Source organism: Paenirhizobium cremeum, assembly GCF_022884085.1.
Taxonomy (GTDB): Bacteria; Pseudomonadota; Alphaproteobacteria; order Rhizobiales; family Rhizobiaceae; genus Allorhizobium; species Allorhizobium cremeum.
In genome coordinates this window covers 69266-96229 of sequence record NZ_JAGGCS010000011.1, presented here as the reverse complement: position 1 = coordinate 96229, position 26964 = coordinate 69266, and the positions used below count along the sequence as shown (strand labels likewise).

Sequence of the window (26964 nt, the reverse complement as noted above, 5' to 3'; positions counted from 1 at the left end):
ATGACGACGGAATTCCCGCTCAACGCACAGGATCTCGCGGCCCTCGACAGGAACCACGAAGCTCTGCTCGCCCTTTGCATCAAGCTTGAGGACATCGCGGACTCGCTGCCTTTCGACATCAACGAGGATCTCTGCAACGAGGTGGCGCAGACGGTCGCGCCGCTGCTCAAACAGACGCAGCAACTCGAGGAGAAGGTGCTGTTTCCCGATTTCGATCGCAGCGCCGGCTCCTGCTTCGCGGCGATGATGATCGAGCGGCTGAAAGGCGAGCATCGCTGCGACGGGCTTGCCGCCGAGGAGATTTCCCTGACGCTGAAGGCCGTGATCGAAGGTCGTTGCCGCCTGTCTTTCGACACGGTAGGCTACATGCTGCGCGGCTTCTTCGAATGCGTCCGCAGACACGTGGCCGCCGAAAAGCTGATGATCGAGGCATTGTGCGCCGCCGAGGCGGAGGGGCGGGAGATCCTGATGTGAACCAGCTTGTGATGGCGCTTGCCGCCTTTCTGGCGCTGCATTCGATCCCGGCTCTGCCGCCGGTTCGCGCAGGCGCCATCGCCCTGCTCGGGCGCGAGACCTATCTCGGCCTCTATTCCCTGGTGTCGATACTGGTGCTCGCCTGGCTTTTCCACGCCGCGCTGAACACCGATTACATCGAGCTTTGGGCCCCGGCCGGCTGGCAGGCGAGGCTGACGCTGATGCTTTCCCCGCTCGGTCTCCTTCTGGTCATAGCCGGCCTTCTCTCCCCCAATCCCTTCTCGATCAGCTTCCGCCACGGCGACGAGCCCGGCGCGATCGTCCAGATCACCCGGCATCCTGTGCAATGGGGCTTCATGCTGTGGTCTTTCGGCCACCTCATAGTCAACGGAGACCTCCGCTCGCTCGTCCTGTTCGGCGGTCTCGGCCTGTTCTCCGTAGCTGGACTTTTCATTCTGGACCGACGCGCCCGCCGGAGGCTCGACGCCGGCTGGCCGGCGCTTGCCGCGCGCTATCCGATGGTGCCCCTTGCGGGCATCCTCACGGGCAGGACGAAGTTTCGCATCGACGGGCCATTCACCCTCGCGCTGGCGGTTACCGCCGTCATCACGCTCTGGCTCCTCACCGGCGGCCACGCAGCACTCTTCGGCGCCGATCCGCTGACAGCCCTTTCCTATTGAGAGCCGCCTTGTTCTCCCTGCCATTCGACCGCCAGCGGCTGGTCTGTCAACTGCAGGAGATCGATGGCGCGCGCAGCAATGTGATCGACGACATCGTCCACCGTCAGCGGGCGGCGATAGAAGGCCGGCACCGGCGGCATCACGATTGCGCCCATTTCAGTCACGGCGGTCATGTTGCGCAGATGGCCAAGATGCAGTGGCGTTTCCCGCGCGAGAAGAACAAGACGTCGCCGTTCCTTCAGATGCACATCGGCCGCCCTGACCAGCAGATTGTCGGCAAGCCCCGTCGCAATTCCGGCAAGGCTCTTCATGGAACACGGCGCGACAATCATGCCTTCGGTGCGAAACGATCCGCTGGCGATGGAGGCGCCCACGTCGTCGATCTTGTGATAACGGGCTGCAAGCCCCACCAGCCGGCCGATGGCATCCGCGCCCAGTTCGTGACCGAAGGTCCTGAGCGCCGATCGCGTGACGACGAGATGCAGTTCGACCCCCGAAAGCGCCGCTAGCCTCTCGCCGATCCTGAGCGCAAGCGCCGCCCCCGAAGCGCCGGAGACCCCGAGCACCACCCTGCGGATATCCGTCACACCATGTCTCCAAGTCCGAGTTCATGCCAGATGGCGTCGATCTTCTCGCCGACGTCAGGCGTCATCTTCAGGACACGGCCCCATTCGCGGTCCGACTCCGGCCCGACCTTGACCGTGGCGTCGAGGCCGAGCTTGGCCCCGAGGCCGGGCTTCGGCGAGGCGAAATCGAGGTAGTCGATCGGCGTATCGTTGATGAGCGTGACGTCGCGACCGGCGTCGAAGCGAGTGGAAAGCGCCCAGACCACATCGGCCCAGTTGCGCACATCGACATCGGGATCGACGGCGATGATGAGCTTGGTGTAGCTGAATTGCGGCAGCATCGACCACAGCCCCATCATCACGCGCTTTGCCTGCCCCGGATAGCGTTTGTCGATCGAAACCACGATCGCCCGGTAGGAACAGGCCTCCGGCGGCAACCAGAGATCCAGAATTTCCGGAAACTGCTTCTTCACCAGCGGGATGAAAAGCTCGTTCATCGCCTCGCCGAGCTTCGAAGGCTCGTCAGGCGGGCGACCGGTATAGGTCGACAGATAGACAGGCGCCCTCCGCGTCGTGATAGCCGAGATTGTCATCACGGGGAAACGTTCGACGGAATTGTAATAGCCCGTGTGATCGCCATAGGGCCCCTCTTCCGCGATCTCCGTGGCGGAAACCGTTCCCTCCAGCACGATCTCGGCATTGGCCGGGACGCAAAGCGGCTGGCTGACAGCCTTCACCACCCTGCTTCGTCTTTTCCTAAGAAGACCGGCGAATCCGAGTTCACTCATGCCTTCCGGAAGCGGCATCACCGCCGAAAGAATGGTGGCGGGATCACTACCGATCACAACGGCAACCGGCATGTTGCGGCCGAGTCTCTGCCATTGGCGATGATGCTTTGCTCCTCCGCGATGGGCAAGCCAGCGCATGATGAGGCGGTCCTTGCCAAGCACCTGCATACGATAGATACCGACATTGATGTCTGCGGGATCATCGGGAGCGCAGGTGATGACCAGCGGCCAACTGACGAGCGGCGCCGGCTCCCCCGGCCAGCACCATTGAACCGGAAGCCGACCGAGATCGACGTCATCGCCGCGCCGGACGACCTCCTGGCAAGCCGCCCGCGTCACCCGGCGAACCCCGAGAGAAAGCGCCGAATGCACCAACGGCAGCTTGCCGAGCGCTTCCCTGAGCGAGGCTGGCGGACGCGGTTCCCGCAATTCTCCGAGAAGAGAGGCGAGATCGCCGATACGCCCCCCGGTAAGGCCGAACCCCCATTCGATGCGTTCGCGGGTTCCGAAGAGATTGGCAAGCAGCGGCATCGCCACGGTCTCGCCCGCGGCATTCACCGGCTTCTCGAAAAGTAGCGCCGGCCCCTCCGCCGCCAGCACGCGACGATGGATCTCGGTAATCTCGTGCAGCAGCGAGACCGGGCGGGAAATCCGCTTCAGCCTGCCGGTTCGCTCGAGTTCGGCGGTAAAGTGCTGCAGGCTGTCGTAACGGCGGGGCGGCGAAGGGGCGTTTGTCATTCCGACTGTGTGGCCTGCCAAAATCTCCTCGTCTTTGCGCTAGCTCAAACCGCTTGCCCGTCGCAGCGGTTAGTTTTCGGCGCGATAGCTGTCCTGAAAGACCGAGGCCCATGAAATTTCCGCCAACGCTAGCAACGCCGCTCGACCTCATGCCCCTGCCTGTCATCGAGCGAGCGACGGGAATGCTGTTCAGACGGATGCTCAAGGAGCATCCGAACCTGTTCGAACGGCTGGGTGAGCACAAGGCGAAGCGCTTCGCCTTCCTGCCTTCCGACCTGCCGCTTGCCTTCATCGTCGATCCCGCAAGGCCATCCATAACAGTCAAGCGCAAGTCATCAGCGCCGCAAGCCGATGCATCCGTTGGCGGCCCCCTTTTCCTGTTGCTCGCCTTGCTCGAGGGACGCTGCGACGCCGATGCGCTGTTCTTTTCCCGTGATCTGGTCGTCACCGGCGACATGGAAGCGATGCTGGCCATGAGGAATGCACTCGATGACTGCAACATCGACCTGCCTCGCGATCTCTCCGCCATGGCCGGACCGCTGGGGCCGATCTTCAGCCGCTTGGGTAACGAAATCCGCCGCCGGGCGCTTGCCGGGGAGAATAACCCATGGAACTGATCTGCCCCGCCGGCACCCCCGCCGCTTTTCGCGAAGCCGTCGATGCCGGTGCCGATGCCGTCTATTGCGGCTTCCGCGACGAAACCAATGCACGAAACTTCCCGGGCCTCAACTTCAGCCGCGAGGAACTGCGCGAGGCGATCGTGTATGCCAGACGGCGCGGCACCCAGACCTTTGTCGCCCTCAACACCTTCATGCGCGCCGGCGACGAAGATGTCTGGTATCGGGCGGCGGCCGACGCGGTGGCGCTCGGCGCCGATGCCCTGATCCTTGCCGATTTCGGCCTCATGGCCCATGTGGCGGAACGCTACCCGGAACAGCGGCTGCACGTCTCCGTGCAGGCGTCCGCATCGAATGCCGATGCGATCAACTTCCTCATCGATGCCTTCAATGCCAAGCGGGTGGTGCTGCCCCGAACACTGACGATCAACGACATCGCCCGCATAGCGAAGCAGATCCGCTGCGAAATCGAAGTCTTCGTTTTCGGAGGACTCTGCGTGATGGCGGAAGGCCGTTGCTCGCTTTCCTCCTATGCGACCGGAAAATCGCCGAACATGAACGGCGTCTGCTCTCCGGCGAGCCATGTCCGCTATCGCAACGAAGGCAACGATCTCGTTTCGGAACTCGGTGATTACACCATCAACCGTTTCCCGCTCGGCGAGGCCGCAGGTTACCCGACGCTCTGCAAGGGCCGCTTCGACATTGCCGAAACCCATGCCTACGCCTTCGAGGATCCAGTCTCGCTCGACGTCATGGGCGAGATCGAGGCCTTGAAGGCGGCCGGCGTCAGCGCGCTCAAGATCGAGGGACGTCAGCGCGGCAAAGCCTATGTCGCCGAGGTCGTCGCAACGCTGAAGAAGGCGCTTGCCGCCGATCCGGCCAACCGGGCGGCATTGCTCTCGCGCCTCAGCGCCCTGAGCGAAGGCCAGAAAACTACGTCGGGCGCCTACGAGAAGCGCTGGAGATGACCATGCCCCATGCCACCCCTTCCCTGACCATGGGTCCCGTCTATTATCTCTGGGATGGTCCCAAATGGCGCGACTTCCACTTCCGCATCGCGGACGAAGCTCCCGTCGAACGAGTGGTGATCGGCGAAACCGTCTGTTCCAAGCGCCAGCATTTCATTGAGCCGCATCTTGCGGAGGTGACCGAGCGACTGGAAGCGGCAGGAAAGACCGTCGTGCTCTCGACCCTGGCGCTTGTGACGCTGGAGCGCGAAAGCCGCCAGGTCCGCGACATGGTCGCCGAAAGCGAGTATCCGATAGAGGCGAACGATCTCTCCGCGCTCGGCCTGCTGAATGGCAAACCCCATTCGATCGGCCCGCTGGTCAATGTCTACAACGCCGCCACGGCCAGACTTCTTGCCGCCCGCGGCGCGTCCAGCATCTGTCTGCCGCCCGAACTGCCCTTTTCCTCGGTACGGACAATTGCGGCGGAGACCCCGGATATCGCCCTGGAAGTTTTCGCCTTCGGCCGCATGCCTCTGGCAATCTCGGCGCGCTGTGCCCATGCCCGCGCCAAGGGGCATATCAAGGACAATTGCCAGTTCGTCTGCGGCGAAGACCCGGACGGCCTGCCGGTGAAGACGCTCGACCGGCAGTCCTTCTTGGCCCTCAACGGCGTCCAGACGGTCTCCCATACCTGCCAGGCATTGCTTGGCGAACTCAAGGAACTGGCAGCGGCCGGCATTTCCGGTTTCCGGCTGTCACCCCAGGATTGCGACATGGTTGCCGTGGCCACTCTTTATCGGGCCGTTCTCGATGGCGGCATGGAAGTCTGGGAAGCGATCGACAGACTACAGAAGATCTATCCTGCGGCTCCGCTTTCGAACGGTTTCCATCACGCCCGGGAAGGTGCAGCCTGGGTTGCCAGGGCAAAGGATACGGCCTTCAGCGCTGCCGGCGCCTGACCGGAAATTCCGCTTGCATTCCGGTTGGAAGAATTTAATCAACACTCATTGATTAAATTCAACTTGCACAGCCCCGCCAAAATGGGCTGCATTCCAAAACCGCCAACCGGAGCAGGAAACGGATGCTACCTTTCCCTCGTCGACGCCCGCCTGCGCATCCTTGGTCCAGAAAGCAGACATCCGGCAGCTGGCGACATTGGCAAGCCCTCATCGTGCTCGCAATGCCGCTCGCACTTGCCGGCTGCGGCGACGAGAAGACGGAAACGCCTAGGGCGGAAACCTTCGTCCGCACGATCGTCGCGGAAAAGACGCCTTATGCGCGAACGATTACGCTGACGGGCGAAATCAGCGCACGCACGATGAGCGATCTTTCCTTCCGGGTCAGCGGCCGCATTATCGAGCGCAATGCCGACGTCGGAAGCCATGTGAAGGCCGGTGACGTACTAGCGCGGCTGGACGCGGAAGAACAGCAGGCCGACCTCGCCTCTGCCGAAGCGACGCTGCGTTCGGCGGAATCGCTGGTTTCCCAGCGGGAGGCGACGCTCCGCCGCCAACAGGAACTGCTGACCAAGGGCTTCACCACCCGCAGCGATTTCGATGCGGCGGATGCCGCCTATAACAGCGCGATCAATGCTGCCGAAGGCGCCCGCGCAGCGCTCGCCAACGCCAGGGAAGCGCTGGGCTACACACTGCTGAAAGCGGAAGCCGACGGGGTCATCGTGGAACGCCGGGGCGAGATCGGCCAGCTGACCCAGACGGCGCAGACCGTTTTCCGCCTTGCCCATAATGGGCAGCGGGACGCCATCTTCCGTTTCTATGAAACCCCGTTCATCAACGCCGACGCGCGGACATCCGACCAGATGACCATCTCGTTGGTCAGCGACCCGAAGGTGACGACGACCGGCAAGATACGGGAGATCTCGCCGACCGTCGATCCGGCGACCGGGACGGTGCGGGTGAAGGTTGGACTCACGGACACGCCCGCGGCCATGACGCTCGGCGCCGCGGTAACCGGCACCGGCACGCTGCAGCAGGTGGAAGTCATCGTGCTTCCCTGGACCGCGCTTGCCACCGAGGCGGGCGAACCCGCCGTATGGGTTCTCGATCCGAACACCAATACCGTTGAACGGCGCAGGATCCACATTTTCCTCTACGAAAAGGGCCGCGTGCTCGTATCCGACGGGCTGGAACCCGGCACCATCGTCGTCAGCGAGGGCACGAAGCTCTTGCGCAACGGCCAGACCGTAACCGTTCTTCCGGAGGTAACCCAATGACAGGCTTCATCCGGACGGCAGGCTTTCTCGTATTGGCGACGCTCGCGCTTTCAGGCTGCAACGGCAGCGAGGAGACCACGGAAGCAGCATCGCCCCGGCCGGTGCTGACAGCCGTCGCCGAACTGAAACCCGCCCGCACCGAGGAATATGCCGGAACGGTCGAACCGCAAGTGAAGACGGATATCGGTTTCCGCATCATCGGTCGCCTCATTTCCCGCGATGTCGATGTCGGCGACACGGTTGCCCGTGGAGAGCGTCTGGCCGCCATCGATCCGACAGCACTGGAGCTTGCCGTTCGTTCCGCCTCGGCCGAAGTCGGAAGCGCGCTTGCCCAACTCACCAATGCGCAAGCCGCCGCCGAGCGCCAGCGGGCTCTGCTGACGACCCAGGCGTCAACCCAGTCCACGGTCGAAAGCGCCGATCAGGCAGCAATCGCAGCCGAAGCGACGGTGAGCCGCGCGCAGGCAGCACTGGCAAAGGCGGAGGAACAGCTGTCCTACGCTCAGGTCGAGGCGACCTTCGATGCCGTCGTGACGGCCACGGCCGCCGAGGTCGGGCAGATTGTCGAGCCAGGCGATGCGGTCGTGACCATCGCACGTCCCGATCTCCGGGATGCCGTCGTCGATATTCCCGTCGAACGCGGCCCCATCGCCATCGGAACGAAGTTCCGGATCTCGCTGCAAATGGACCCCAACGCCGTCGTTGCAGGCAGCGTGCGCGAAGTCGCCCCCGAGGCGGACGCGATCACGCGGACCTTGCGTGTCCGCATCGCGCTGATCGATCCGCCGGCGTCCTTTCGCCTCGGAACCACCGTGCGAGCCGCCCTCGAGCACGACAGCACCCCGGCGCTCACCCTTCCGGTCACCGCCCTGCTGGAACAGGACGGCAAGACCTATGTCTGGCTGATTGACGAGAAGGACAGCATTGCCGTGAAGCAGGAGATCGAAGTCGCCCATCGCGAGGACGGAATCTTCACCGTCGCGTCCGGCCTTCAGCCAGGCTCCCGCGTCGCAATCGCCGGCGTGCATACGCTGCAGGACCGTCAGAAAATCATCGTTCCGGAAGGAAATGCACCATGAAGTCCTTCAACCTTTCGGACTGGGCCCTCAAGCATCGTTCGCTTGTCTGGTACCTGATGATTATCTTCATGCTGGCGGGCGCCTTATCCTTCGTGGAAATCGGCCGTGAGGAAGACCCGTCCTTCACCATCAAGACGATGACGATCTCGGCGCAATGGCCGGGCGCTTCCGTCTCCGACACCACCAAGCAGGTGACGGAGCGCATCGAGCGCAAGCTGGAGGAACTCGACAGCCTCGACTATACCAAATCGATCACCCGCGCCGGCTCCACCCTGATCTTCGTCGAACTGAAGCCGACGACCAAGGCCCGCAATGTGCCGCAGATCTGGCAGAAGGTCCGCAACATGATGGCCGACATCCAGGGCGAGTTCCCGTCCGGCGTGCTCGGACCGCAATTCAACGACGACTTCGGCGATGTCTTCGGCAACATTTACGCCTTCACCGCCGACGGGCTGAGCGAACGGCAGCTGCGCGATTATGTCGAGGAAGCGCGAACCCGCATTCTCGCTGTGGACAATATCGGCAAGGTCGATCTCGTCGGCGCCCGCGATGAAGTCATCTTCCTCGAATTCTCGACCCGGCAGCTGGCGTCCCTGGGTCTCGATCAGACGGCCGTGCTTTCGACGCTGCAAGCCCAAAACGCGACGGCACCATCCGGCGTCATCCAGTCTGGCCCCGAGCGCATCAGCGTTCGCGTCGGTGGCCAGTTCTCGAGCGAGGAAAGCCTCAGGGAAGTCAATCTTCGCGTCAATGACCGCTTCTTCCGCCTGAGCGACATCGCCACTATCCGCCGCGGCTATACCGATCCGCCGAGCGATCTCTTCCGCTTCAACGGTCAGCCGGCGATCGGACTTGCGATCGGCATGAAGCAGGGTGCCAACCTTCTCGAATTCGGAGAGGCCCTGAAGGCGGAAATGCACGATATCGAGGCGAAACTGCCGGTCGGTGTCGGCGTCCATCTCGTCTCCGACCAGCCGCAAGTGGTGGAGGAAGCTGTTTCCGGCTTCACCCAGGCACTGTTCGAAGCGGTGGTGATCGTGCTTGTCGTCAGCTTCGTCTCGCTCGGCCTCCGCGCCGGCTTCGTGGTGGCACTCTCGATCCCGCTGACGCTGGCGATCACCTTTCTGGTCATGTCGCTGCTCGAGATCTCGCTGCAGCGCATTTCGCTCGGCGCGCTCATCATCGCGCTTGGCCTTTTGGTGGACGACGCGATGATCGCCGTCGAGATGATGGTCGCCCGTCTCGAAATCGGCGACCCCATGAAAAAGGCGGCAACCTACGTCTATACCTCGACCGCCTTCCCGATGCTGACGGGCACGCTCGTCACCGTCGCAGGCTTCATACCGATCGGCCTCAACAGCAGCGCGGCCGGTGAGTTTACCTTCACCCTCTTCGTGGTGCTTGCCGTCTCGCTCCTCACCTCATGGATCGTTGCCGTGCTGTTCACGCCGCTTCTCGGCGCCACCATCCTCTCGGAGAAGCTGAAGAAGCACGAACACAAGAAGGGCTTTTTCGGACGCATGTTCGAAGATTTCCTGCATCTGAGCATGCACTGGCGCTTTACGACCATCGGCATCACCGTTGCTATTTTCGGCCTGTCGATCTACGGCATGCAATTCGTGCAGCAGCAGTTCTTCCCCTCTTCCGACCGCGTCGAACTCATTGTCGACTGGTCCCTGCCGCAAAACGTCTCGATTACCGAAACCAATGCGGAAATTGAACGCTTCGAAAAGGAACAGCTTGCCGGCAACCCTGATGTCGTGCGCTATTCAAGCTATGTCGGCCAGGGCGCGGTGCGCTTCGTCCTCGCTTTCGACGTCCAGCCCCCGGACCCGGCCTTCGGCCAGACCATCATCATTACCAAGGATCTGGAAGCACGCGACAGGCTGAAACGCCAGTTTCAGGACTACCTGAAGAAGACATTCCCGGCGACGGACGCCTATGTGAAGCTGCTCGATATCGGCCCGCCCGTTGGCCGGCCCGTCCAGTACCGCATTTCCAGCGAGGATATCGAAACCCTGAAGCTCAAGGCGCAGGAGTTGGCCGGCATCATGGCCCGCAACCCGCATATCGGCGACGTGGTCTACGATTGGATGGAACCCGCCCGCGTGCTCCGCGTCAATGTCTTGCAGGACAAGGCCCGCCTGCTCGGCGTCTCCTCCAAGGATATCGCCACCGTGCTGAACGGTGTCGTCGGCGGCACCTCCGTCACGCAGATCAATGACGATGTCTACCTCGTGGATGTGATAGCCCGGGCCAACCCGCAGGAGCGCAGTTCGATCGACACGCTGGAGGATCTGCAGCTTACCGGTTCCAACGGAACCTCCGTGCCGCTTGCCGCCGTTGCCAACTTCCGCTACGAAACCGAGCAGCCGGTCATCTGGCGGCGCGACCGCGTTCCGACGATCTCGGTGAAGGCGGGCATTCTCGACGCCATGCAGCCCGCCACCGTCGTAGAACAGCTTACCGGCGATGTCGACGAATTCCGCAAGACGCTGCCGGCAGGCTTTACGCTGGAAGTCGGCGGCACCGTGGAATCGAGCGCTGAAAGCCAAGAACCGATCGCAGCCGTCGTGCCCTATATGTTGCTCGCGATGGCGACCATCCTGATGGTGCAGTTGCAAAGCTTCTCGCGGTTGTTCCTGGTCTTCTCCGTCGCGCCGCTTGCACTGATCGGTGTTGTCGCCGCCTTGTTGCCGAGCGGCGCCCCGATGGGTTTCGTAGCGATCCTCGGGGTTCTCGCGCTGATCGGCATCCTGATCCGGAATTCGGTAATCCTTGTGGTCCAGATCGAGGAACTCAGGGCAGAGGGCAAGGCGCCCTGGGAGGCCGTGTTGGAAGCGACCCAGCATCGAACGCGGCCGATCCTTTTGACAGCGGCTGCCGCAAGTCTCGGCCTCATCCCGATTGCCCGCGAGGTGTTCTGGGGGCCTATGGCCTATGCGATGATGGGCGGGATTATCGTCGGCACGCTGCTGACGCTCATTTTCCTGCCAGCTCTCTACGTCGCCTGGTTCCGGCTGACGCCCGACACGCCGGCCTCTCCCGTAACGGCCGAAGCGGAATAGCAGAGGCCGTCAACTTCGGTCGCAGCCAGACCCGGGGCCGCCACCGCCGGGAAACGAGGAGTAGCCGGATGAAGGAGCCACGTCGCCGGGGGCGCCCGCCGCTGGGACAGGAGCCGAAGGCAGCAACAATCGTGGAAAAGGCGACCTTCGCCTTCGCCAGGCATGGTTATGAAGGCACCAGCCTGCGTCTTATCGCGGAGGCTGCGGACGTCGATGTCGCCTATGTCGGACGTCTCTACGGATCCAAGCACGGGCTCTGGAAGGCCGCCATCGACGGTGTTGCCGAAGATCTCTGCGAGCGCATGCGGCATCTTCCGGAACCCGATGCCGAAGACGCCCTTCCCAAAGCCATCGCAGTCCTCACCGATCTTCTCTGCGACCGCCCCGAACTCGCCATGTTCATGCTCAAGGAATTCGCCGACCGCGACGAGCGTTTCGAATACGCCTTCGAAAAGATCGGCACAAGGATGCGCGGCCTGTTCGTCGCCCGTATCCGGGTGGCTCAAGCGCGTGGGCAGGCCCATGCCGGCGATCCCGATTTCTTGTTTTATGCTTTCACGAGCGCCATGGCGATGACCGCCGCAACACGGCCCTACCTCGCCCGTTTCACCGAAGCGGCCCGCGACGACGACAGTTACCGCGCCGAACTGCACAGAACCTTGTCGAACATGCTGCTGCGATGAACGGGCTTTCCTTTGCCGGCGCGCTCCTTACAATGATTTGCCACCGCCGAGCGATCCGCAGGATTTCCATGGCTTCTGGAAGTCATCTTTTGAGGTCACTATGGCGACATCGCAATTCGACCTGGAAAGATAGATGACCCATTTCGCCGTTTCGCGTCGTTCCCTGGTGAAAGGGGCGGGCTGGCTGCTCGCTTCAACCGCCCTGCCCTCCTTTTCCTTTGGCCAGGATGCGCAAAGCGGCGGGCGATTGATCGTCGCCGCCGATTCGGAGCCCAAGAATCTGAACCCCGCCATCGTGGCGTCAAATGGTGTGTTCTTCATCTCCAGCAAAGTGATCGAGCCGCTGGCGGAAGCCTCGTATGATGGAGAGAACGGGTTGGCTCCGCGGCTTGCCGTGTCGTGGGCAGGCTCCGATGAAGGCCGCAGCGTTACCTTCAAACTGCGGGAAGGCGTGAAATGGCATGACGGCAAGCCCTTTACCTCCGCCGACGTAGCATTCTCGGCGCTGAATGTCTGGAAGACTTTGCAGAACCTCGGCCGCCTTGTGTTCGCCAATCTCGACACGGTCGAAACACCGGACGAGTTGACGGCTGTCTTCCGCTTTTCCAAACCCACGCCGCTGCAACTGATCCGCAACGCTCTGCCCGTGGTCAGCAGCGTGGTGCCGAAGCACCTTTACGAGGGAACCGACATCGCCGCGAACCCTACCAACACCAGCCCCGTCGGCACCGGTCCCTTCCGTTTCGCCGAGCACAAGCCGGGTGAATACTATCGGCTGGAGCGCAATGCTGATTACTGGAACAAGGGCGAGCCCAAGCTCGACGAGGTGATCTTCCGCGTGCTGCCGGATCGCGCCGCCGCCGCTTCCGCCCTGGAAGCCGAGGAAATCCAGCTTGCCGCCTTTTCCGCCGTGCCGCTCGCCGACCTCGACCGCATCTCCAGGGTTGCCGGCATCAAGGTCATCACCAAGGGTTACGAAGCGCTGACCTACCAGCTCGTCGTCGAGATCAACCATCGCCGCAAGGAACTTGCCGATCTCAAGGTCCGGCAGGCAATCGCCCATGCCATCGACCGGAAATTCGTCGTCGACACCATCTTTCTCGGCTATGCCGCTGCGTCCACGGGGCCGGTTCCGAAGAACGCTCCGGAGTTCTACACCGCGGATGTTCAGACCTATGATTTCGACGTCGGCAAAGCCAATACCCTGCTGGATGAGGCCGGCTATCCGCGCGCCGCAAACGGCACGCGCTTTTCGCTGAAGCTCAGACCTGCGCCCTATTTCAACGAGACCCGGCAGTTCGGCGATTATCTGCGCCAGGCACTCGCCGCAATCGGCATCGACGCCGAGCTGGTGAACGCTGACTCTGCCGCCCACCAGAAAGCGGTCTACACGGATCATGACTTCGATCTGGCCGTAGCACCCCCTGTGTTCCGAGGCGACCCGGCGATCTCGACCACGATCCTCGTCCAATCCGGCATTCCCGCAGGTGTTCCCTTCTCCAATCAGGGCGGATATGCCGACGCCGAACTGGACGGCATCATCGAGAAGGCAACCGAGACGGTCGATGCCGATGCCCGTACTGCACTTTACCGCACGTTCCAGGAGCGCGTCGCCGCCGACCTGCCGCTCATCAATGTCGCGGAATGGGGCTTCATCACCGTCGCCCGCGACACGGTTCTCAACGTTGCGAGCAATCCGCGCTGGGCTGTTTCCAACTGGGCGGATACGGCGCTTCAATCGTGACGATGTGGATCGCCGTGCATGGGTTTGAATGCACGGCGCTTTCCCGCAGTCTGTCGAACCTCGCGCCGCTTCCCGAAATTGGATTCCGTTCCCCGGGACGATAGGATAGCGTTGTTCATCCCATCGATCTAGCAAGGCCAAGCCCGGCGTGAAGCGTGCAATCCAATTGATCCAACGTCGTGCGATCAGCAGCATTCCGGTACTGCTGGTCATTGTCCTGCTGACGTTTTTCCTGCTCGAATCCGCTTCGGGCGATGCGGTTGACGCCTATCTCGTCTCGATCGGCGGCGGCGATCCTTCGCTCGTGCAATCGCTCCGGCAGAGCTATGGCCTCGACCAGTCGGTCATCGCCCGGCTCTGGCTCTATCTTTCCTCGCTCGCCCGCTTCGATCTCGGCTGGTCGGTTGCCTTCAATCGCCCGGTGTTAGACCTCCTCATAGAGCGGCTCCCGAACACTCTGCTTCTGATGGGCAGTGCCACCGCGCTTTCTTTCGGGCTGGGCTCGGCGCTTGGCATTCTCGCCGGCGCGCGGCCAGGCAGCCTGCGTGACAGGCTGTTTTCCACCGTCTCGCTGGTTCTTTATGCCATCCCGAGCTTCTGGCTCGGCCTTATGCTGAGCATCGTATTTTCGGTCGAGCTTCGCTGGCTGCCGACTTCGGGCATCGAAACCATCGCCTCGGGCCGCACCGGCCTTGCGCGCGTCGCCGACATCGCAACCCATCTCGTTCTTCCCGTCGCCACCCTCGCGCTGATCTATCTTGCTCTTTTCCTGCGCGTCATGCGAGCCGGCATGGCGGAAGTCTGGAGGCTCGATTTCGTGCTTTTCGCCCGCGCCCGTGGTCTTTCCCGGGCACGGATCGTGCTGCACCATGTGGCAAGGAACGCCCTGTTACCGCTCGTCACCATGTTCGGCCTCCGGTCGGCGGCCATGCTGGGTGGCAGCGTGGTGATCGAGAGCATTTTCGCCATACCTGGCTTCGGGCGGTTGGCACAGGAAGCCGTCAGCGGTCGTGACGCCCCCCTGCTGATGGGCATCATTCTGGTTTCCGCCGTTCTCGTGATCCTCATCAACCTGGTGATCGACACGCTCTACGCATGGCTCGACCCACGGGTCGGCGCTTCGGAGACGGCGCCATGAGACTGGCGAGAAGACTGATGGCAACGCCCGAAGGTGCAATCGGCCTCGTCCTTCTGATCCTGCTGGCCGCAGTCGCATCGCTGGCCCCGGTGCTCGCACCGGGAGATCCGCTGCGCATCGCCGGACGCGCCCTCATCACGCCCTTCACCGACCCCGCCTTTCCCCTCGGCACGGACAGGCTCGGCCGCGACGTGTTCTCCGGACTGCTGCATGGAGCACGGACCTCTCTAGCCGTGGGGCTGGCTGCCGCTGCCGCATCTCTCGTCCTCGGGCTCTGTATCGGCCTTGCCGCTGGATTTGCCGGCGGGCTCGTCGACGAAGCCCTCATGCGCGTTGTCGACGCCTTCCAGATCGTTCCCGGTTTTCTGCTGGCGCTTGCCTTCGTCAGCGTCATGGGAGCCTCGATGCCAATTGTCATATTGGCCATCGCGCTCGGCGCCTGGGCGGATCCCGCGCGGCTGACACGCGCCCAGGTTCTTTCGGCCCGTGAACAGGATTATGTCGCCTCGGCCCGCGTCATCGGCATGCACCCCGTCGAAATCGCGCTGAAGGAAATCCTGCCCAATGTCCTGCCGCCGGTGCTCGCCCTCTCCGCAGTCATCGTTGCGGCGGCGATCCTCACCGAGGCGGCCCTCTCCTTTCTGGAGCTCGGCGACCCGAACAGGGTGACCTGGGGATCGATGATCGCCGAAGGCCGGAATGTGCTGCGCTCCTCGCCCTGGCTGTCGATCATTCCGGGGTTCGCCCTCGTCGTCACGGTGATCGCCGTCTATCTGGTTGGAGAGGGGCTCGACAAGGCGCTGAATGGGCGGAAGGTGGGCACGTCATGAACGAAATCATCTGCGCGGTCCGAAAGCTTTTCGTCACCTATGGGAAAAATGGCGGGCAGGCGACCGCTCTTCATGGTGTTGATCTCGACGTGATCGCCGGCGAGCGGTTGGCGATCATCGGCGAAAGCGGTTCCGGAAAGAGCACGCTTGCCCGCGCGGTTGCCGGGTTGTTGCCAGAAGGCGCGCGCATGGAGGGAAAAATCAGCTGGCCGTCCCGCAACACGCCTCCGCTGCCCGGTCGGGACATAGGCTTCGTGTTCCAGGACCCAACGGCGAGCCTCAACCCGGTCCTGACCATTGGCGAGCAGATCGCTGAGGGCGCCCGCCGGCATCTCGGCTTTGGGTGGAAGAAAGCCCTCGACAAAGCGCTGGATCTGTTGAACCAGGTCCGTATCCCCCTGCCGGAAAGGGCGCTCGACGCCTATCCGCATCAGTTTTCCGGCGGGCAACGCCAACGCATCGCAATCGCCGCGGCGATCGCCGCCCGCCCATCCTTTCTGATCGCGGACGAAGCGACCAGCGCGTTGGACATGGTGGTGCAGGCTGAAATCGTTTCGCTGCTTGATGAGCTCGTTCGCGAAAACGGGATGACATTGCTCTTCATAACCCACGATCTGGCGCTCGCCTCGGGCTTTGCCGATCGCGTCGCCATCTTCGAGAACGGACATCTGGTGGAGCGCGGCGTGACCCGAACCGTGCTCGATCGTCCGCAGACAGCATACGCCCGAAGCCTGATCGCAAACCATCTCGATCTGGCGTCTCCGTCCCTTCTCAGCGGGAGCCCGCCGCCATGACCCTGCTGACCGTCCAGGAATTGGCGAAGAGCTACATGTCCCATGGCCGCAACGTGACGGCTCTCGACGGCGTGTCCTTCACTCTGACAGAAGGCCAGACGCTCGGTCTCGCCGGTGCCTCAGGCAGCGGAAAATCGACGCTCGCCCGTCTATTGCTGAGGCTTCTCGCAGCCGACGGCGGAGAGGTACGCTTTGCCGGTGAGGACTGGCTCGCATTGCCCGGATCCCGTCTCCGGCAACGTCGGCGAAGCATGCAGATGGTGTTTCAGGATGTGCTTGGCGCCTTCAATCCGCGCGCTACCGTCGCGTCGGTGCTGGACGATCCACTGCGCATTCACGGCATTGTCGACCGTGCCGGGCGGCCGCGCGAGATTGCAGCCCTGCTTGAACGCGTCGGCCTGCCGGCCTCCTATGCCGTGCGTTCGATCCGCGAACTTTCCGGTGGCCAGCGCCAGCGCGTGGCAATCGCACGCGCCCTGGCGCCTCGTCCGTCGCTGATTGTCCTCGATGAGGCGGTTTCCGCGCTGGACGCCTCGATAAGACGGCGCATCCTCGAACTCCTCGTCGAACTGCAGCGGGAGCGTGGCGTCGCCTATCTCTTCGTCTCCCATGATCTAGCCGTTCTCAAGGCGGTGTCGCACCGGATCGCGGTCATGCATGAGGGCTGTATCGTGGAGACGGGACCGGCCGATGCCGTGATCGGCAATCCGCAATCGATGGCGGCGAAGGCGCTCGTCGCCGCCATCCCCCGGCTCGTTGCCGGCCAAAATTCAAAGCCCGCAACCGACAATCCGTAAGAACGCTGGAAACTCCCTTACAGGGTCACGAGGAAGCGGACACTGACCGCCAGAAGAAACAGGCCGAAGGCAATCTCCAGCTTGCGACGGGAAAGCGCATGCGCAAGCGTCGCGCCGATCGAGGCGCACAGCACGCTGGTCGGGATGAAGAGTGCCGCGCCGATCAGCGAGACGAAGCCGATGGAGAGTGGAAATTGCAGCGCCATGACATCGGGATACTCTGCGGCGCGACCCCAACCGGCATACATGTAACCGAGCGCGCCGGGCACCGACACCAGCATGCCGACACCCGCTGAAGTGGCGACAGCCTGATGGATGGGGCGGCGATAGAAGGTGAGGAACATGGTGGAAAGCTGCCCGCCGCCAATGCCCATCAGGGACGACAGCACGCCAATCACCACGCCATAGATCTTCATCGGCAGGCTGCCGGGCAGATCGTCGCCCAGACGCCAGCTATCCCGGCCGAACAGCAGACGTATCGCCGAGAAGCCAGCGACCGCCACGAAGACGGCCTTGAAGATTTCCGGCGAGGCATAGCGCGCAATCACGCTGCCGGCGAGCACGCCCAGAACGATCGGTGTCGCCCAGATACGAAGCACCAAGAGATCGACGGCGCCCTTGCGCTTGTGCGTGAGGAAGGATCGGAACGAAGTCGGGATGATGACCGCAAGCGAGGTGCCGATGCAAAGCTGCATGCGAACCGCCTCCGGCACCTCCAGGATTCGGAAAAGTTCGTAGAGGATCGGGACGATGACCGTACCGCCGCCGACGCCGAAAAGTCCGGCCAACACCCCGGTCAGGGCACCGGCAGCAAGCAGGGCAAGGATGAGAAGGAGAAGATCTCCGTAGGGCATGCCGAACATCATGGAATGCGTCTTGAAAAGTGTGATCGGACCGTATCGCCGGAGAAAATACGCGCGCGGGATGAAATTGCCCTTCGCCGTCGCCCGCGATTTTCGGATCGGACCATATCCGCCCCGCAACACATTTCAAGCCGCCTCCCGGGCCAAACGGTTCGGTCCGGAAGGCTCGTTGTCGGCGGGTCCGCCGTTCAGTGGAAGAGCGATGGCAGCCAGAGCGACAGAGCCGGAACGTACGTCACCAGCATCAGGACAGCGATGCTCGCGCCGAAGAACGGCCAGATGGTTCGCATGGCCTCGCGGATCGATATCCCACCGACGGCGCATCCGACGAAGAGCACGGTCCCAACAGGCGGCGTATTGAGGCCGATACCGGCATTGAGGATCATCACCACGCCGAAATGCACCGGATCGATGCCGAACGCCTTGACCACCGGCAGAAGCACGGGCGTGGTGATGATGACCAGCGGCGCCATGTCCATGAAAGTCCCGAGCAAGAGCAGGATGATGTTAATCAGGAGGAGCACGACGATCGGATTTTCGGAAATCGCACTGATTGTCGCGACCATGCCTTGCTGCACTTGCAGGAACGCCATGAGCCAGCCGAAAGCGGCGGCCGTGCCGATGACGAGCAGCACCATCGCCGTTGTGCGCACCGCCTGCAGCACCGCCTCGACGAAGCCTTTCCAGTCGAGTTCGCGATAAACGGCAACGGCAACGGCAAAGGCATAGAGCACCGCAATGCAGGAGCTTTCCGTCGCCGTGAAGACGCCTGAACGCACACCGCCGAAGATGATGCCGATCAGCAGCAGTCCGGGCAGCGAGGCAAGCAGGTAGTAGCCAAGCTTGCGGAAACCGGGAAAAGGCTCGGAAGGATAGCCGCGCCGCCGTGCAACCACATAGGCGGTCACCATCAGCGCGGCGGCAAGAAGGATGCCCGGCACGATACCCGCGGTGAAAAGGTCCGCCACCGAAACATTGCCGCCTGCGGAAATCGAATAGAGTATCATGTTGTGCGATGGCGGGATCATCAGCGCTATGATCGCGGCATTGACCGTGACGTTCACAGCATAGCCGCGGTCATAGCCGCGCGCCGCCATTTGCGGGATCATCAGGCCGCCGACAGCCGACGCATCGGCCACCGCCGAGCCGGAAATGCCGCCGAACAGGGTGGAAGCCACGATGTTGACCTGCCCCAGCCCGCCGCGCAGGTGACCGACAATACCGGCAGCAAAACGAATAAGGCGATTGGCGATGCCGCCCCGGACCATGAGGTCGCCGGCGAAGATGAAGAAGGGAATGGCCATCATGGCGAAGACATTCATGCCCGAATTCATCTGCTGGAAGACGACGATCGGCGGCAGGCCGAGATAGAGCGCGGTGGCGAGAGACGAGATGCCGAGGCAGAATGCGATCGGCATGCCGATCATCATCAGGACCGTGAAGCTACCGAAGAGAATGGTATAGGCCATCACACGGCCTCCTGCACGGCGATGGTGGCGGCAATCTCTTCGCCGATGAAGACGTCGACGAAACGCTCCAGGGCAAAAAGGGCGATCAACAGGCCGCCGGCGATCAGCGGGAAGAAATCGACCCCACCCGGCCATCCGAGCACCGGAATGCGTGCTGTCCATGTCCCTATCGCCAGCAGCGTTCCGTAATAGCTCATGGCCAGCCCGAAAGCGACGATCAGGCCGAGGCTGACAAGATCCATCGCCCTCTGCACCATCCGCGATGCGCCATGGCGGACAAAATCCAGACCGAGATGGACGCTTTCCCGCACCCCGACCGCAGCCCCGAGCAGAATGAACCATGACATGAGCTGCAACGACAGCGGCTCCGACCAACTCGGCGTGTTATTGAGCACGTAACGGGCGAAGATCTGCCAGCCGATAATCAGCGTCATCGCGATCATTCCGGCCCCGGCCAGATAAAGGCACAACAGGCTGAGACTGCCGAGACCCGGCCGAATGGCCTTCATAAAGCGCACCATGATGTTCCTCCAAGACCCGGCGACCACGGGCCGCTCCTTCCCGATAGACGAAAACGGCCGCCACGTTTTCGAGGCGGCCGGCCGTCGGCTTGTTTGTTACTTGACTGCGCGTACGCGCTCGACGAGGTCCTTCATCTTGGGATCGGTGACGAAACGTTCGTAGACCGGCTGCATCGCCGTGACGAACTCCTCCTTGTTGACCTTGATGATCTTGACGCCGGCCGCCTTCACCTTTTCCTCGGAGGCCTTTTCGCGCGCCTGCCAGAGTTCGCGCATTTTCCCGACCGACTCCTTCGCCGCCGCGCGGATCACCTTCTGGTCGTCCGGAGAAAGCTTGTCCCAGCTCATCTTGGAAATGACCAGGATCTCCGGCGTCAGTGAGTGATCGGTCAGCGTGTAGTTCTTGGCGACTTCAAAATGGCGCGACGATTCGTAGGATGGCCAGTTGTTTTCCGCTCCGTCGACCACGCCGGTTTCCAGCGAGGAATAGACCTCCCCGAACGGCATGGGGGTGGGATTGGCTCCGAAGGCTTCCATCATCGCAATCCACAGATCCGACTGCTGCACGCGGATCTTCATGCCCTTGAGGTCAGCGAGTTTCTCGATAGGCTTCTTGGTGGTGTAGAAAGACCGCGCGCCCGAATCGTAGAAAGCAAGTCCGATCAGCCCATGCGGTTCAAATGCCGCAAGCACTTCATCGCCGATCGGCCCGTCGACCACCTTGTGCATGTGATCGACATCCCGGAAAAGGAACGGAAGCCCGAAGACAACGGTTTCCGGAACCAGGTTGTTGAACGGAGCGCTGTTGACACGGTTCATGTCGATCACGCCGAAACGGGTCTGTTCGATCGTGTCCTTCTCGCTGCCGAGCGCCGCATTGTTCATGACCTCGATCTTGATGCGGCCGTTGGTGCGTTGGGAAACGAGTTCGCCCATATATTTGACCGCTTCCACGGTCGGATAGCCATCCGGATGGATATCTGCTGATCGCAGCGTCACTTCCTGTGCGAAAAGCGCGCCGGCGCCAAGGGTCAGGCCCATGGCAAAGCTGAGCATTGCGGCAGTCTTCATGTCTTCCTCCTCCTCTTTTCTGAAAATCGCCGCCCCGCAACCTCCCGTCGCGGCGAGCAGCAGCCAGGATCGTCAGTCGCTCCCGTCACTGAATGCCGGAAGCGCAAACAGCGCCTCCGGATTATCCACCAAGGCAAGTTGCCGGGCAGGTTCGTCGGCCATCCAGCCAAGGACGGTATCTGTCAGCGCCGCATCGTCAGGATAATCGGCCTGTTCGCGCGCCAGATTGTGCGGCCAGTTCGTACCCCAGACGATCCGCTCGGGCGCATGTTCCGCCATCATGCGTGCAACCGCCGCCACATCGGCGTAATCGGGGCCACCGCTCTTCGAGGATTCGTAAGCTCCGGCGAACTTGAACCAGCAGTTTCCCCGGTCGATCAGACGCCGGGCGGCCGCCACCTGGGCACTGTCCACGGTCACTCCGCAGAAGAACTTGCCGTGATGGTCGAGGACCCAGCGCGACCTGATCTTCGAAAGCCGCGCCTCGTATTCGAGAATGTTGCTGCCATCGAACTGGACGGCGACCATCCAGTTGCGGCTTGCCGCGATCGCATCGACCTCCTCCAGCTTCGAAAGGCCGATGGCGCCGCCCGGCAGGTCCATGATGCGCAATCCGACCACGCGCGACGCGGCGAGCCGGTCGAGTTCCGTTTCGCTGGTCTGCCCATCGGCGACGCCGACCCCCCAGGCGATATCTCCCAGGGCCTCAACGCAGGCGAGAAGGTTGGCATTGTCACGCTGATGCGCGTTGCCTTGCGTAACGATCACCCTGTCGATGCCAAGCCAGGTCATGACGCGCCGGTATTCCGCAGGCGTCGGAAGAGCCCCGATCGGCAAACCCGGCCCACCTGCGCGCGGCTCGAACCCCGGCATATAGGCATGCATCTGCGTATCGACGGCTCCCCTGGGCAGGGTAATCTGCGGTTCTCGTCCCGTGAGCGTGCGCACCAGCGTCATCAGCCGTCCCTCATGCGGAATTCGGAGAGTGCATCGCGATTGATCTCGATCCCCAGGCCCGGCCCGTTCGGAATCGCGACGACCCCGTTCTGATGTTCGATGGGAGCTTTCACCACCGCTTGCCGGAAAGGATTGTCGGTTCGGTCGAATTCAAGGATCGGCCCGACCGGATTGACACGCACGGGATCAGGCACCATTGCCGCGATGAACTGCAGCGCCGCGGCGATATGAACCGCCGTTCCCCAGACATGCGGTACGACCCGCACGCCATGAAGAGCAGCAAGATCGGCCACCCGCTTTGCCTCCGTAAACCCACCAACGCCAGCGAGGTCCGGCTGCACGATATCGATGGAACGGGTCTCGATCGGCTCCTTCATGCCCCAGCGGCTATGCCAGGTTTCGCCACCGGCGACCGGCAACGGCTGCCGGGCGCGTACCTCGCGATAGGCGGCGAGTTGCTCCGGCACCACCGGTTCCTCGAACCAGTCGAGGCCGTATTCCGCGGCACGGCGGCCGAATTCAACCGCCTCCAGCACGCCGTAGCCGTGGTTGGCATCGGCCATCAGCCGCATCTCCGACCCTGCCGCCTCCCGCGCCGCCCTGATGACACGCAGGTCCTCCTCGATGCCGAAGCCAACCTTGATCTTGGAGGCATGAAAGCCTTGCGAGCGGTAGAGCGCGATGTCGGAAGCGTTGTCTTCCGCGCGATCGACCCCGTCGCGCTTGAAGCTGCCGGTGGCATAGGCCCGCACCGTTTCGCGGAAACGACCGCCAAGCAGCATGGAAACCGGCTGGCCGAGATGTTTGCCCTTGATGTCCCACAGCGCGATATCGATCCCCGACAGCGCCGTGACGGCAAGCCCACGTTGCCCCTGGTCCCGCAGCGCATTATAAAGGACAGCCCAGAGCTTTTCGGTCTCCAGCGGATTGGCGCCCACCAGCCAGGGCGCGTAGGCGGCAACGACGGCCGCATTGGGCCGCGCTGGCCCGAGGCATTCGCCCCACCCCACGGTGCCGTCGTCGCAGACAATTTCAACGAGGATGTGCACACGCCGGTCGAAACGCATCGATGCACTCTGGAACGGCACCGCCAGCTTATGCTCCAGAAGATGTGTGCGGACCTCGGCGATCTTCATGGTCAGGCTGCCTTGCGCAGATGCGGAGCGATCAGCGCGCAGAGCATGGAAACCTCTTCCTCGCTGAGATCCTTCAGCGGCGGACGCACCGCTCCCGCGGCAAATCCCTGAAGGCGCACGCCGGCCTTGATCGCCGAGACAGCATAACCCTTGCCGCGATTGCGGATCGCCATGAATGGATAGAAGAATTCATTGAGGATGCGCTCGCAGGTCGAACGTTCGCCCGCCCGCAATGCCTTGTAGAACTCCACGGAAAGGCCAGGCACGAAGTTGAATACCGCCGACGAATAGGTGGTGAACCCGGCCCCGAGATAGGCTTCGGCATAGAGTTCCGCCGTCGGCATGCCACCGAGATAGGTCAACCGGTCGCCCATCTTCGCCGTAATTTGTCTGACAAGTGCGATATCCCCGGTACCATCCTTGAAACCGACGAGATTCGGACAGGCATCGCATAGCCGGGCAATCGTATCGGCGTGCAGAACCGCGTTGTCGCGGTTATAGACCATGACGCCGAAGCCGACACAATCGCAGATCCGCTTCACATGCGCGTAAAGCCCTTCCTGCGGGGCATCGATCAGATAGTGCGGAAGAAGAAGCACGCCATCGGCCCCGACCTTCTCGACCGAGCGGGCAATCTCCACCGCCACTTCCGTGCCATAACCGCATCCGGACACGATCGCTGTCTTTCCGGATGCTTCCTTGGCTGCCGCAACGACCGTCGGGATTTCATCCGGACGCAGCGAGAAGAATTCGCCGGTGCCTCCGGCAGCGAACAGAACCGGCGCTTCATAGCCTGCAAGCCAGGCGACATGCCGCCGATAGCTCTCGGCAGCAAATTCCCCGCCGGCATCGAAATGCGTGACGGGAAAGGAAAGAAGTCCGGAGCCGAGAGCAGCCTTCAGCGCGGTGGGGTCCATGTTTCGCACATCCTTCGGAAATTTCAGTCTTGGCGGAGTTAAGGACATCTCCACCGACATGTCAACAAACATATATTATAAGTTGGAAAAATCATCAGGTACGCAGGAGAGAAAAGCCCTCGCCAGAATGCCGAAAGCCGGCGCGTCGCGCGCCGGCCCGAACGATTTCCATCTCCTCCGGCGATCCCTCAGCCGAGCAACGCTTCCGCCGCAGCCATCATCAGGGGACCGACGCCTTTTGCATCATCCGTCACCACATCCTCCGTGAGATAATAGGCGGGCGTGCCGTCTCGATAAGGCCCGCCGCTCCAGCTCCCGAGGCCGGCGACCCGACAAATCCCTCCGAAACGTATTTCTCCTTCAGCGTCAGCATACAATCGCTCCGCGATGAGGCGATCATAGGCTTTTCTGCCCGCCGGCGCGAAATCTCCAAGCCCCTGCCGACCGGCGAAGAGAAGGGCGTAACCCAGCATGGCGGAAGCAGAACTTTCCTCGTAGTTGCCGGAAAGATCCGGCACGCAAAGCACCTGCTTCCACAGCCCGGAAGCTTCGGCCTCCCGGGCTATTGCCGCCATGAGCGATGATGTCGGCGGAGCAAGACGCGGATCAGCCGTCAACGCAGAGGAATCGACGAGCGCCATCGCCAGCCATCCGATGGCACGGGCCCATACGGCAGGCGAGCGCCCCGTGGTCCGGTCGGCCCAGGGCTGCTGGCGGGCATCGTCATAGCCGTGCACGTAGAAAATGCCGGATCGTGTCAGTGCAAGGGCCGAGAGCAACTGCCTGATCGCATCTTCAATCAGGCCTGCGTCCCCCATGCGCTGACCGTATTCGATCTGGAAAGGCAGGGCCATGTAGAGTCCATCCAGCCAGACCTGATGGGGATAGACCTTCTTGTGCCAGTAGTTGCCGGCAGAGATCCGCGGATGTCTCGAAAGCTGGCCTGCAAGACTACGGGCGGCAACCATATAGCGGGGGTCTCCGGTCACCGCATCGAGGTGAAAAAGGCAGCGCCCGGCCATGACGTTGTCGATGTTGAACTCATCCGGCGAATAGCCGGCCAATCCGCCATCCGCCGAAATCTGCGACTGTGTCAGACGCAGAAGATGATCCAGCCAGCGGTCCTCGCCTGTCGCCTCATGCAACAGGACCAGACCGCGATAGATGCAGCCATCCTCGTAGCACCACGCGCCGCCCTTGTAGTGCCGATAGCGGCGGCAATAACGGTCGAAATAGTCGAATACGCTCATGATGGCTCCGTCGAACGCTCGGCCAGAGGCGTGGCTGTGATGGAAAGGGGAGACATTTCGACGCCGACGACATGCCCAAGGGTCACATCGGCGTTTTCAGCAAGGACACCCTCATGCCGCATCGGCCGGATATGTTCGGCCATGACCGGCGGTGTCGGGGTCGCCTCCTCGCGGAAACTTTCAACATGCAGGTTGTCGATTCGAATCTCGGCAAGCGGCGCCTCGGGCAGTCCGAGGAAAACCGCGGCGGCGTGGGAGAGGCCGGATATCGCGACGTCGCGGATCTCTATTCCCCGGATATGCGGCGTCCCGGCTCCGACAGTCGCTGTTCTGCGGCTTTGCACCCAGTCGTCCCTGCCATCCGCATCGCAGTGATAGAAGGCATTTGCGGAGATGGCCGTTTCGACATCACGCATGGCCACGTTATGAAAAACAATATTGCGGACAAAACCGCCCCGGCCCCGCCGGGTTTTCAGCCGAAGCCCTCGGTCCGTACCGACCATTTCGCAGGCATCGACCGTGACATTTTCGACACCGCCGCTCATCTCCGAACCGATGACCACGCCGCCATGCCCGCGCTCCATCAGGCAATGCCGCACCACAACTCCGCGGGTCGGACGAAGATGATCGTCGTTGCCGTCCGGGCCTCGCTTGCCAGCCTTGATGGCGATACAATCGTCACCGACCGAGAAGCGGATGCCCTCCAGCAGCACGTCCTCACACATTTCGGGATCGAAGCCGTCCGTGTTGGGACTGTCATGCGGCGCCATGATGTGAAGTCCGACGGCCGTCAGACGGCTGCATCCCTGCGGATGAATGGTCCAGGAGGGTGCGTTGCGGATGGAAAAGCCGAGCAGCAGGACAGCCTCGCAATTTACCAGATGCAGGCCGCGGGGCCGGCGCGCGCCATCCCGGGTCCCCTTGGGCCATGTCCACCAGTCGCCCCGATCACCGCCACCATCGAGGAGGCCCGGTCCGGCGATCGTAAGTTCTCGCGCACCGATGGCATGAACGGGTGCGGCAAAACACGCCTCGGGCAGGCCTTCCCAGGAGCCGAGCATATGTCCGGCCGCATCCCGCGCGGGCAGGATCGGCCAGCCTAGACGAGAGGATGGAGCAAGCAGTTGCGATCCCTCGGCAAGCCTGAACACCATCATTGACCGCAACGCCAGCGGCATGGAGAAAAAGCGGCCCTGCCCGAGCTCGATCGTTCCGTTTTCCGGCAATTTCGCCACGGCTTCCGCAAGGATACGAGCATTCCCCGCGGCAGCGTGCCCTTCATCGGCAACGAGCCCGGACGGCCGGAACAATCCTCCGCAATCTCTCGTACGGAACGTGAGCGGTGGAAACCCTGCCACCTCAAGCCGCCAGTCTGTGGCCGGATCGAGATCGTGAAGCACCAGCACCACTTTCTCCGCAAGGCCTTCACGCGCCGCGGTCGCCGTGCCGGGCGCCGTCAACCGCCAGGGAACCGGTGTTTCGAGATGATAGCGGGCGCCGGGCCACTGAAGACGAACGGCAGCGTCCCGCGCGGAGACCGCGATGGCATTCAGCATGGTCATGTTCCATTGATGCCCGGCGGGGCATTCCGCCGGGCGGCC

The 26964-nt window shown here is 62.5% G+C and carries 25 protein-coding genes; 14 read left to right on the top strand and 11 right to left on the bottom strand.

From position 1 onward, the window contains the following. Nucleotides 1-474 carry a hemerythrin domain-containing protein gene (locus tag J5N58_RS18900; protein WP_113443008.1) on the top strand — a complete coding sequence of 158 codons (474 nt, stop codon included), beginning with the start codon at nucleotides 1-3 and terminating at the stop codon, nucleotides 472-474. After that, on the top strand, nucleotides 471-1154 hold the full coding sequence (locus J5N58_RS18895; RefSeq protein WP_244712227.1) for an NnrU family protein: 684 nt from the start codon (nucleotides 471-473) through the stop codon (nucleotides 1152-1154). The genes J5N58_RS18900 and J5N58_RS18895 overlap by 4 nt, the downstream gene beginning before the upstream one ends. On the opposite strand, the gene J5N58_RS18890 is transcribed toward J5N58_RS18895, so the two are convergent. Together J5N58_RS18890 and J5N58_RS18885 are read right to left on the bottom strand one after the other, a co-directional pair. Continuing rightward, complete coding sequence (locus J5N58_RS18890) at nucleotides 1148-1741, bottom strand: UbiX family flavin prenyltransferase (protein WP_244712226.1); 594 nt, start codon at nucleotides 1739-1741, stop codon at nucleotides 1148-1150. The genes J5N58_RS18895 and J5N58_RS18890 overlap by 7 nt on opposite strands. After that, nucleotides 1738-3246 carry a UbiD family decarboxylase gene (locus tag J5N58_RS18885; protein WP_244712224.1) on the bottom strand — a complete coding sequence of 503 codons (1509 nt, stop codon included), beginning with the start codon at nucleotides 3244-3246 and terminating at the stop codon, nucleotides 1738-1740. The genes J5N58_RS18890 and J5N58_RS18885 overlap by 4 nt, the downstream gene beginning before the upstream one ends. A 110-nt stretch (nucleotides 3247-3356) precedes the next feature. Between J5N58_RS18885 and ubiT the strand changes: the two genes are divergently transcribed. The 12 genes from ubiT (at nucleotide 3357) to J5N58_RS18825 (ending at nucleotide 17179) form a co-directional block, all read left to right on the top strand. Further along, nucleotides 3357-3863 (top strand): ubiquinone anaerobic biosynthesis accessory factor UbiT, encoded by a 507-nt coding sequence (ubiT, locus tag J5N58_RS18880; protein WP_112829499.1) that lies wholly within the window; start codon nucleotides 3357-3359, stop codon nucleotides 3861-3863. Further along, a complete protein-coding gene (gene ubiU, locus J5N58_RS18875; RefSeq protein ID WP_112829498.1) occupies nucleotides 3854-4831 on the top strand; it encodes a ubiquinone anaerobic biosynthesis protein UbiU in 978 nt (325 codons plus the stop codon). The genes ubiT and ubiU overlap by 10 nt, the downstream gene beginning before the upstream one ends. A 2-nt stretch (nucleotides 4832-4833) precedes the next feature. Further along, nucleotides 4834-5772 (top strand): ubiquinone anaerobic biosynthesis protein UbiV, encoded by a 939-nt coding sequence (gene ubiV / locus J5N58_RS18870; protein WP_244712222.1) that lies wholly within the window; start codon nucleotides 4834-4836, stop codon nucleotides 5770-5772. Nucleotides 5773-5993: 221 nt separating this feature from the next. Beyond that, nucleotides 5994-7046 (top strand): efflux RND transporter periplasmic adaptor subunit, encoded by a 1053-nt coding sequence (locus J5N58_RS18865; protein ID WP_244712356.1) that lies wholly within the window; start codon nucleotides 5994-5996, stop codon nucleotides 7044-7046. Next, nucleotides 7043-8125 (top strand): efflux RND transporter periplasmic adaptor subunit, encoded by a 1083-nt coding sequence (locus J5N58_RS18860; protein ID WP_113443015.1) that lies wholly within the window; start codon nucleotides 7043-7045, stop codon nucleotides 8123-8125. Before J5N58_RS18865 ends, J5N58_RS18860 begins: the two co-directional genes overlap by 4 nt. Then, nucleotides 8122-11193 (top strand): efflux RND transporter permease subunit, encoded by a 3072-nt coding sequence (locus tag J5N58_RS18855; RefSeq protein ID WP_244712220.1) that lies wholly within the window; start codon nucleotides 8122-8124, stop codon nucleotides 11191-11193. The genes J5N58_RS18860 and J5N58_RS18855 overlap by 4 nt, the downstream gene beginning before the upstream one ends. A gap of 68 nt (nucleotides 11194-11261) precedes the next feature. Continuing rightward, nucleotides 11262-11876 (top strand): TetR/AcrR family transcriptional regulator, encoded by a 615-nt coding sequence (locus J5N58_RS18850; protein ID WP_113443017.1) that lies wholly within the window; start codon nucleotides 11262-11264, stop codon nucleotides 11874-11876. A gap of 133 nt (nucleotides 11877-12009) precedes the next feature. Then, a complete protein-coding gene (locus J5N58_RS18845) occupies nucleotides 12010-13620 on the top strand; it encodes an ABC transporter substrate-binding protein (RefSeq protein ID WP_244712218.1) in 1611 nt (536 codons plus the stop codon). Nucleotides 13621-13768: 148 nt separating this feature from the next. Next, nucleotides 13769-14758 carry an ABC transporter permease gene (locus J5N58_RS18840; RefSeq protein ID WP_244712216.1) on the top strand — a complete coding sequence of 330 codons (990 nt, stop codon included), beginning with the start codon at nucleotides 13769-13771 and terminating at the stop codon, nucleotides 14756-14758. Then, nucleotides 14755-15588 (top strand): ABC transporter permease, encoded by an 834-nt coding sequence (locus J5N58_RS18835; RefSeq protein WP_244712214.1) that lies wholly within the window; start codon nucleotides 14755-14757, stop codon nucleotides 15586-15588. The genes J5N58_RS18840 and J5N58_RS18835 overlap by 4 nt, the downstream gene beginning before the upstream one ends. Next, nucleotides 15585-16382: an ABC transporter ATP-binding protein gene (locus J5N58_RS18830; RefSeq protein ID WP_244712212.1), complete on the top strand. Its 798-nt coding sequence runs from the start codon at nucleotides 15585-15587 to the stop codon at nucleotides 16380-16382. Before J5N58_RS18835 ends, J5N58_RS18830 begins: the two co-directional genes overlap by 4 nt. Then, on the top strand, nucleotides 16379-17179 hold the full coding sequence (locus tag J5N58_RS18825; RefSeq protein WP_112829489.1) for an ABC transporter ATP-binding protein: 801 nt from the start codon (nucleotides 16379-16381) through the stop codon (nucleotides 17177-17179). Before J5N58_RS18830 ends, J5N58_RS18825 begins: the two co-directional genes overlap by 4 nt. A 17-nt stretch (nucleotides 17180-17196) precedes the next feature. On the opposite strand, the gene J5N58_RS18820 is transcribed toward J5N58_RS18825, so the two are convergent. The 9 genes from J5N58_RS18820 to pglA all read right to left on the bottom strand — a co-directional run bounded on the left by J5N58_RS18820 (nucleotide 17197) and on the right by pglA (nucleotide 26919). Continuing rightward, nucleotides 17197-18045 (bottom strand): sulfite exporter TauE/SafE family protein, encoded by an 849-nt coding sequence (locus tag J5N58_RS18820; RefSeq protein ID WP_112829572.1) that lies wholly within the window; start codon nucleotides 18043-18045, stop codon nucleotides 17197-17199. Nucleotides 18046-18230: 185 nt separating this feature from the next. After that, the gene (locus J5N58_RS18815; RefSeq protein ID WP_112829488.1) at nucleotides 18231-19511 is read right to left on the bottom strand and encodes a TRAP transporter large permease; all 1281 of its coding nucleotides are present in this window, start codon (nucleotides 19509-19511) and stop codon (nucleotides 18231-18233) included. After that, nucleotides 19511-20032, bottom strand: a complete 522-nt coding sequence (locus J5N58_RS18810) for a TRAP transporter small permease (RefSeq protein WP_112829487.1) — start codon at nucleotides 20030-20032, stop codon at nucleotides 19511-19513. The genes J5N58_RS18815 and J5N58_RS18810 overlap by 1 nt, the downstream gene beginning before the upstream one ends. A gap of 96 nt (nucleotides 20033-20128) precedes the next feature. Then, nucleotides 20129-21103, bottom strand: coding sequence for a TRAP transporter substrate-binding protein (locus J5N58_RS18805; protein WP_112829486.1), 975 nt, complete (start codon nucleotides 21101-21103; stop codon nucleotides 20129-20131). A 72-nt stretch (nucleotides 21104-21175) separates the two neighbouring features. Next, on the bottom strand, nucleotides 21176-22060 hold the full coding sequence (locus J5N58_RS18800) for an amidohydrolase family protein (RefSeq protein ID WP_112829485.1): 885 nt from the start codon (nucleotides 22058-22060) through the stop codon (nucleotides 21176-21178). After that, nucleotides 22060-23196, bottom strand: coding sequence for a mandelate racemase/muconate lactonizing enzyme family protein (locus J5N58_RS18795; RefSeq protein ID WP_112829484.1), 1137 nt, complete (start codon nucleotides 23194-23196; stop codon nucleotides 22060-22062). Before J5N58_RS18795 ends, J5N58_RS18800 begins: the two co-directional genes overlap by 1 nt. A 2-nt stretch (nucleotides 23197-23198) precedes the next feature. Continuing rightward, nucleotides 23199-24113, bottom strand: a complete 915-nt coding sequence (kdgD, locus tag J5N58_RS18790; RefSeq protein ID WP_112829483.1) for a 5-dehydro-4-deoxyglucarate dehydratase — start codon at nucleotides 24111-24113, stop codon at nucleotides 23199-23201. Nucleotides 24114-24301: 188 nt separating this feature from the next. After that, nucleotides 24302-25363: a glycoside hydrolase family 88/105 protein gene (locus J5N58_RS18785; protein WP_112829482.1), complete on the bottom strand. Its 1062-nt coding sequence runs from the start codon at nucleotides 25361-25363 to the stop codon at nucleotides 24302-24304. Then, nucleotides 25360-26919 (bottom strand): polygalacturonase PglA, encoded by a 1560-nt coding sequence (gene pglA / locus J5N58_RS18780; RefSeq protein ID WP_342346009.1) that lies wholly within the window; start codon nucleotides 26917-26919, stop codon nucleotides 25360-25362. Before pglA ends, J5N58_RS18785 begins: the two co-directional genes overlap by 4 nt. Nucleotides 26920-26964: the final 45 nt, after the last annotated feature.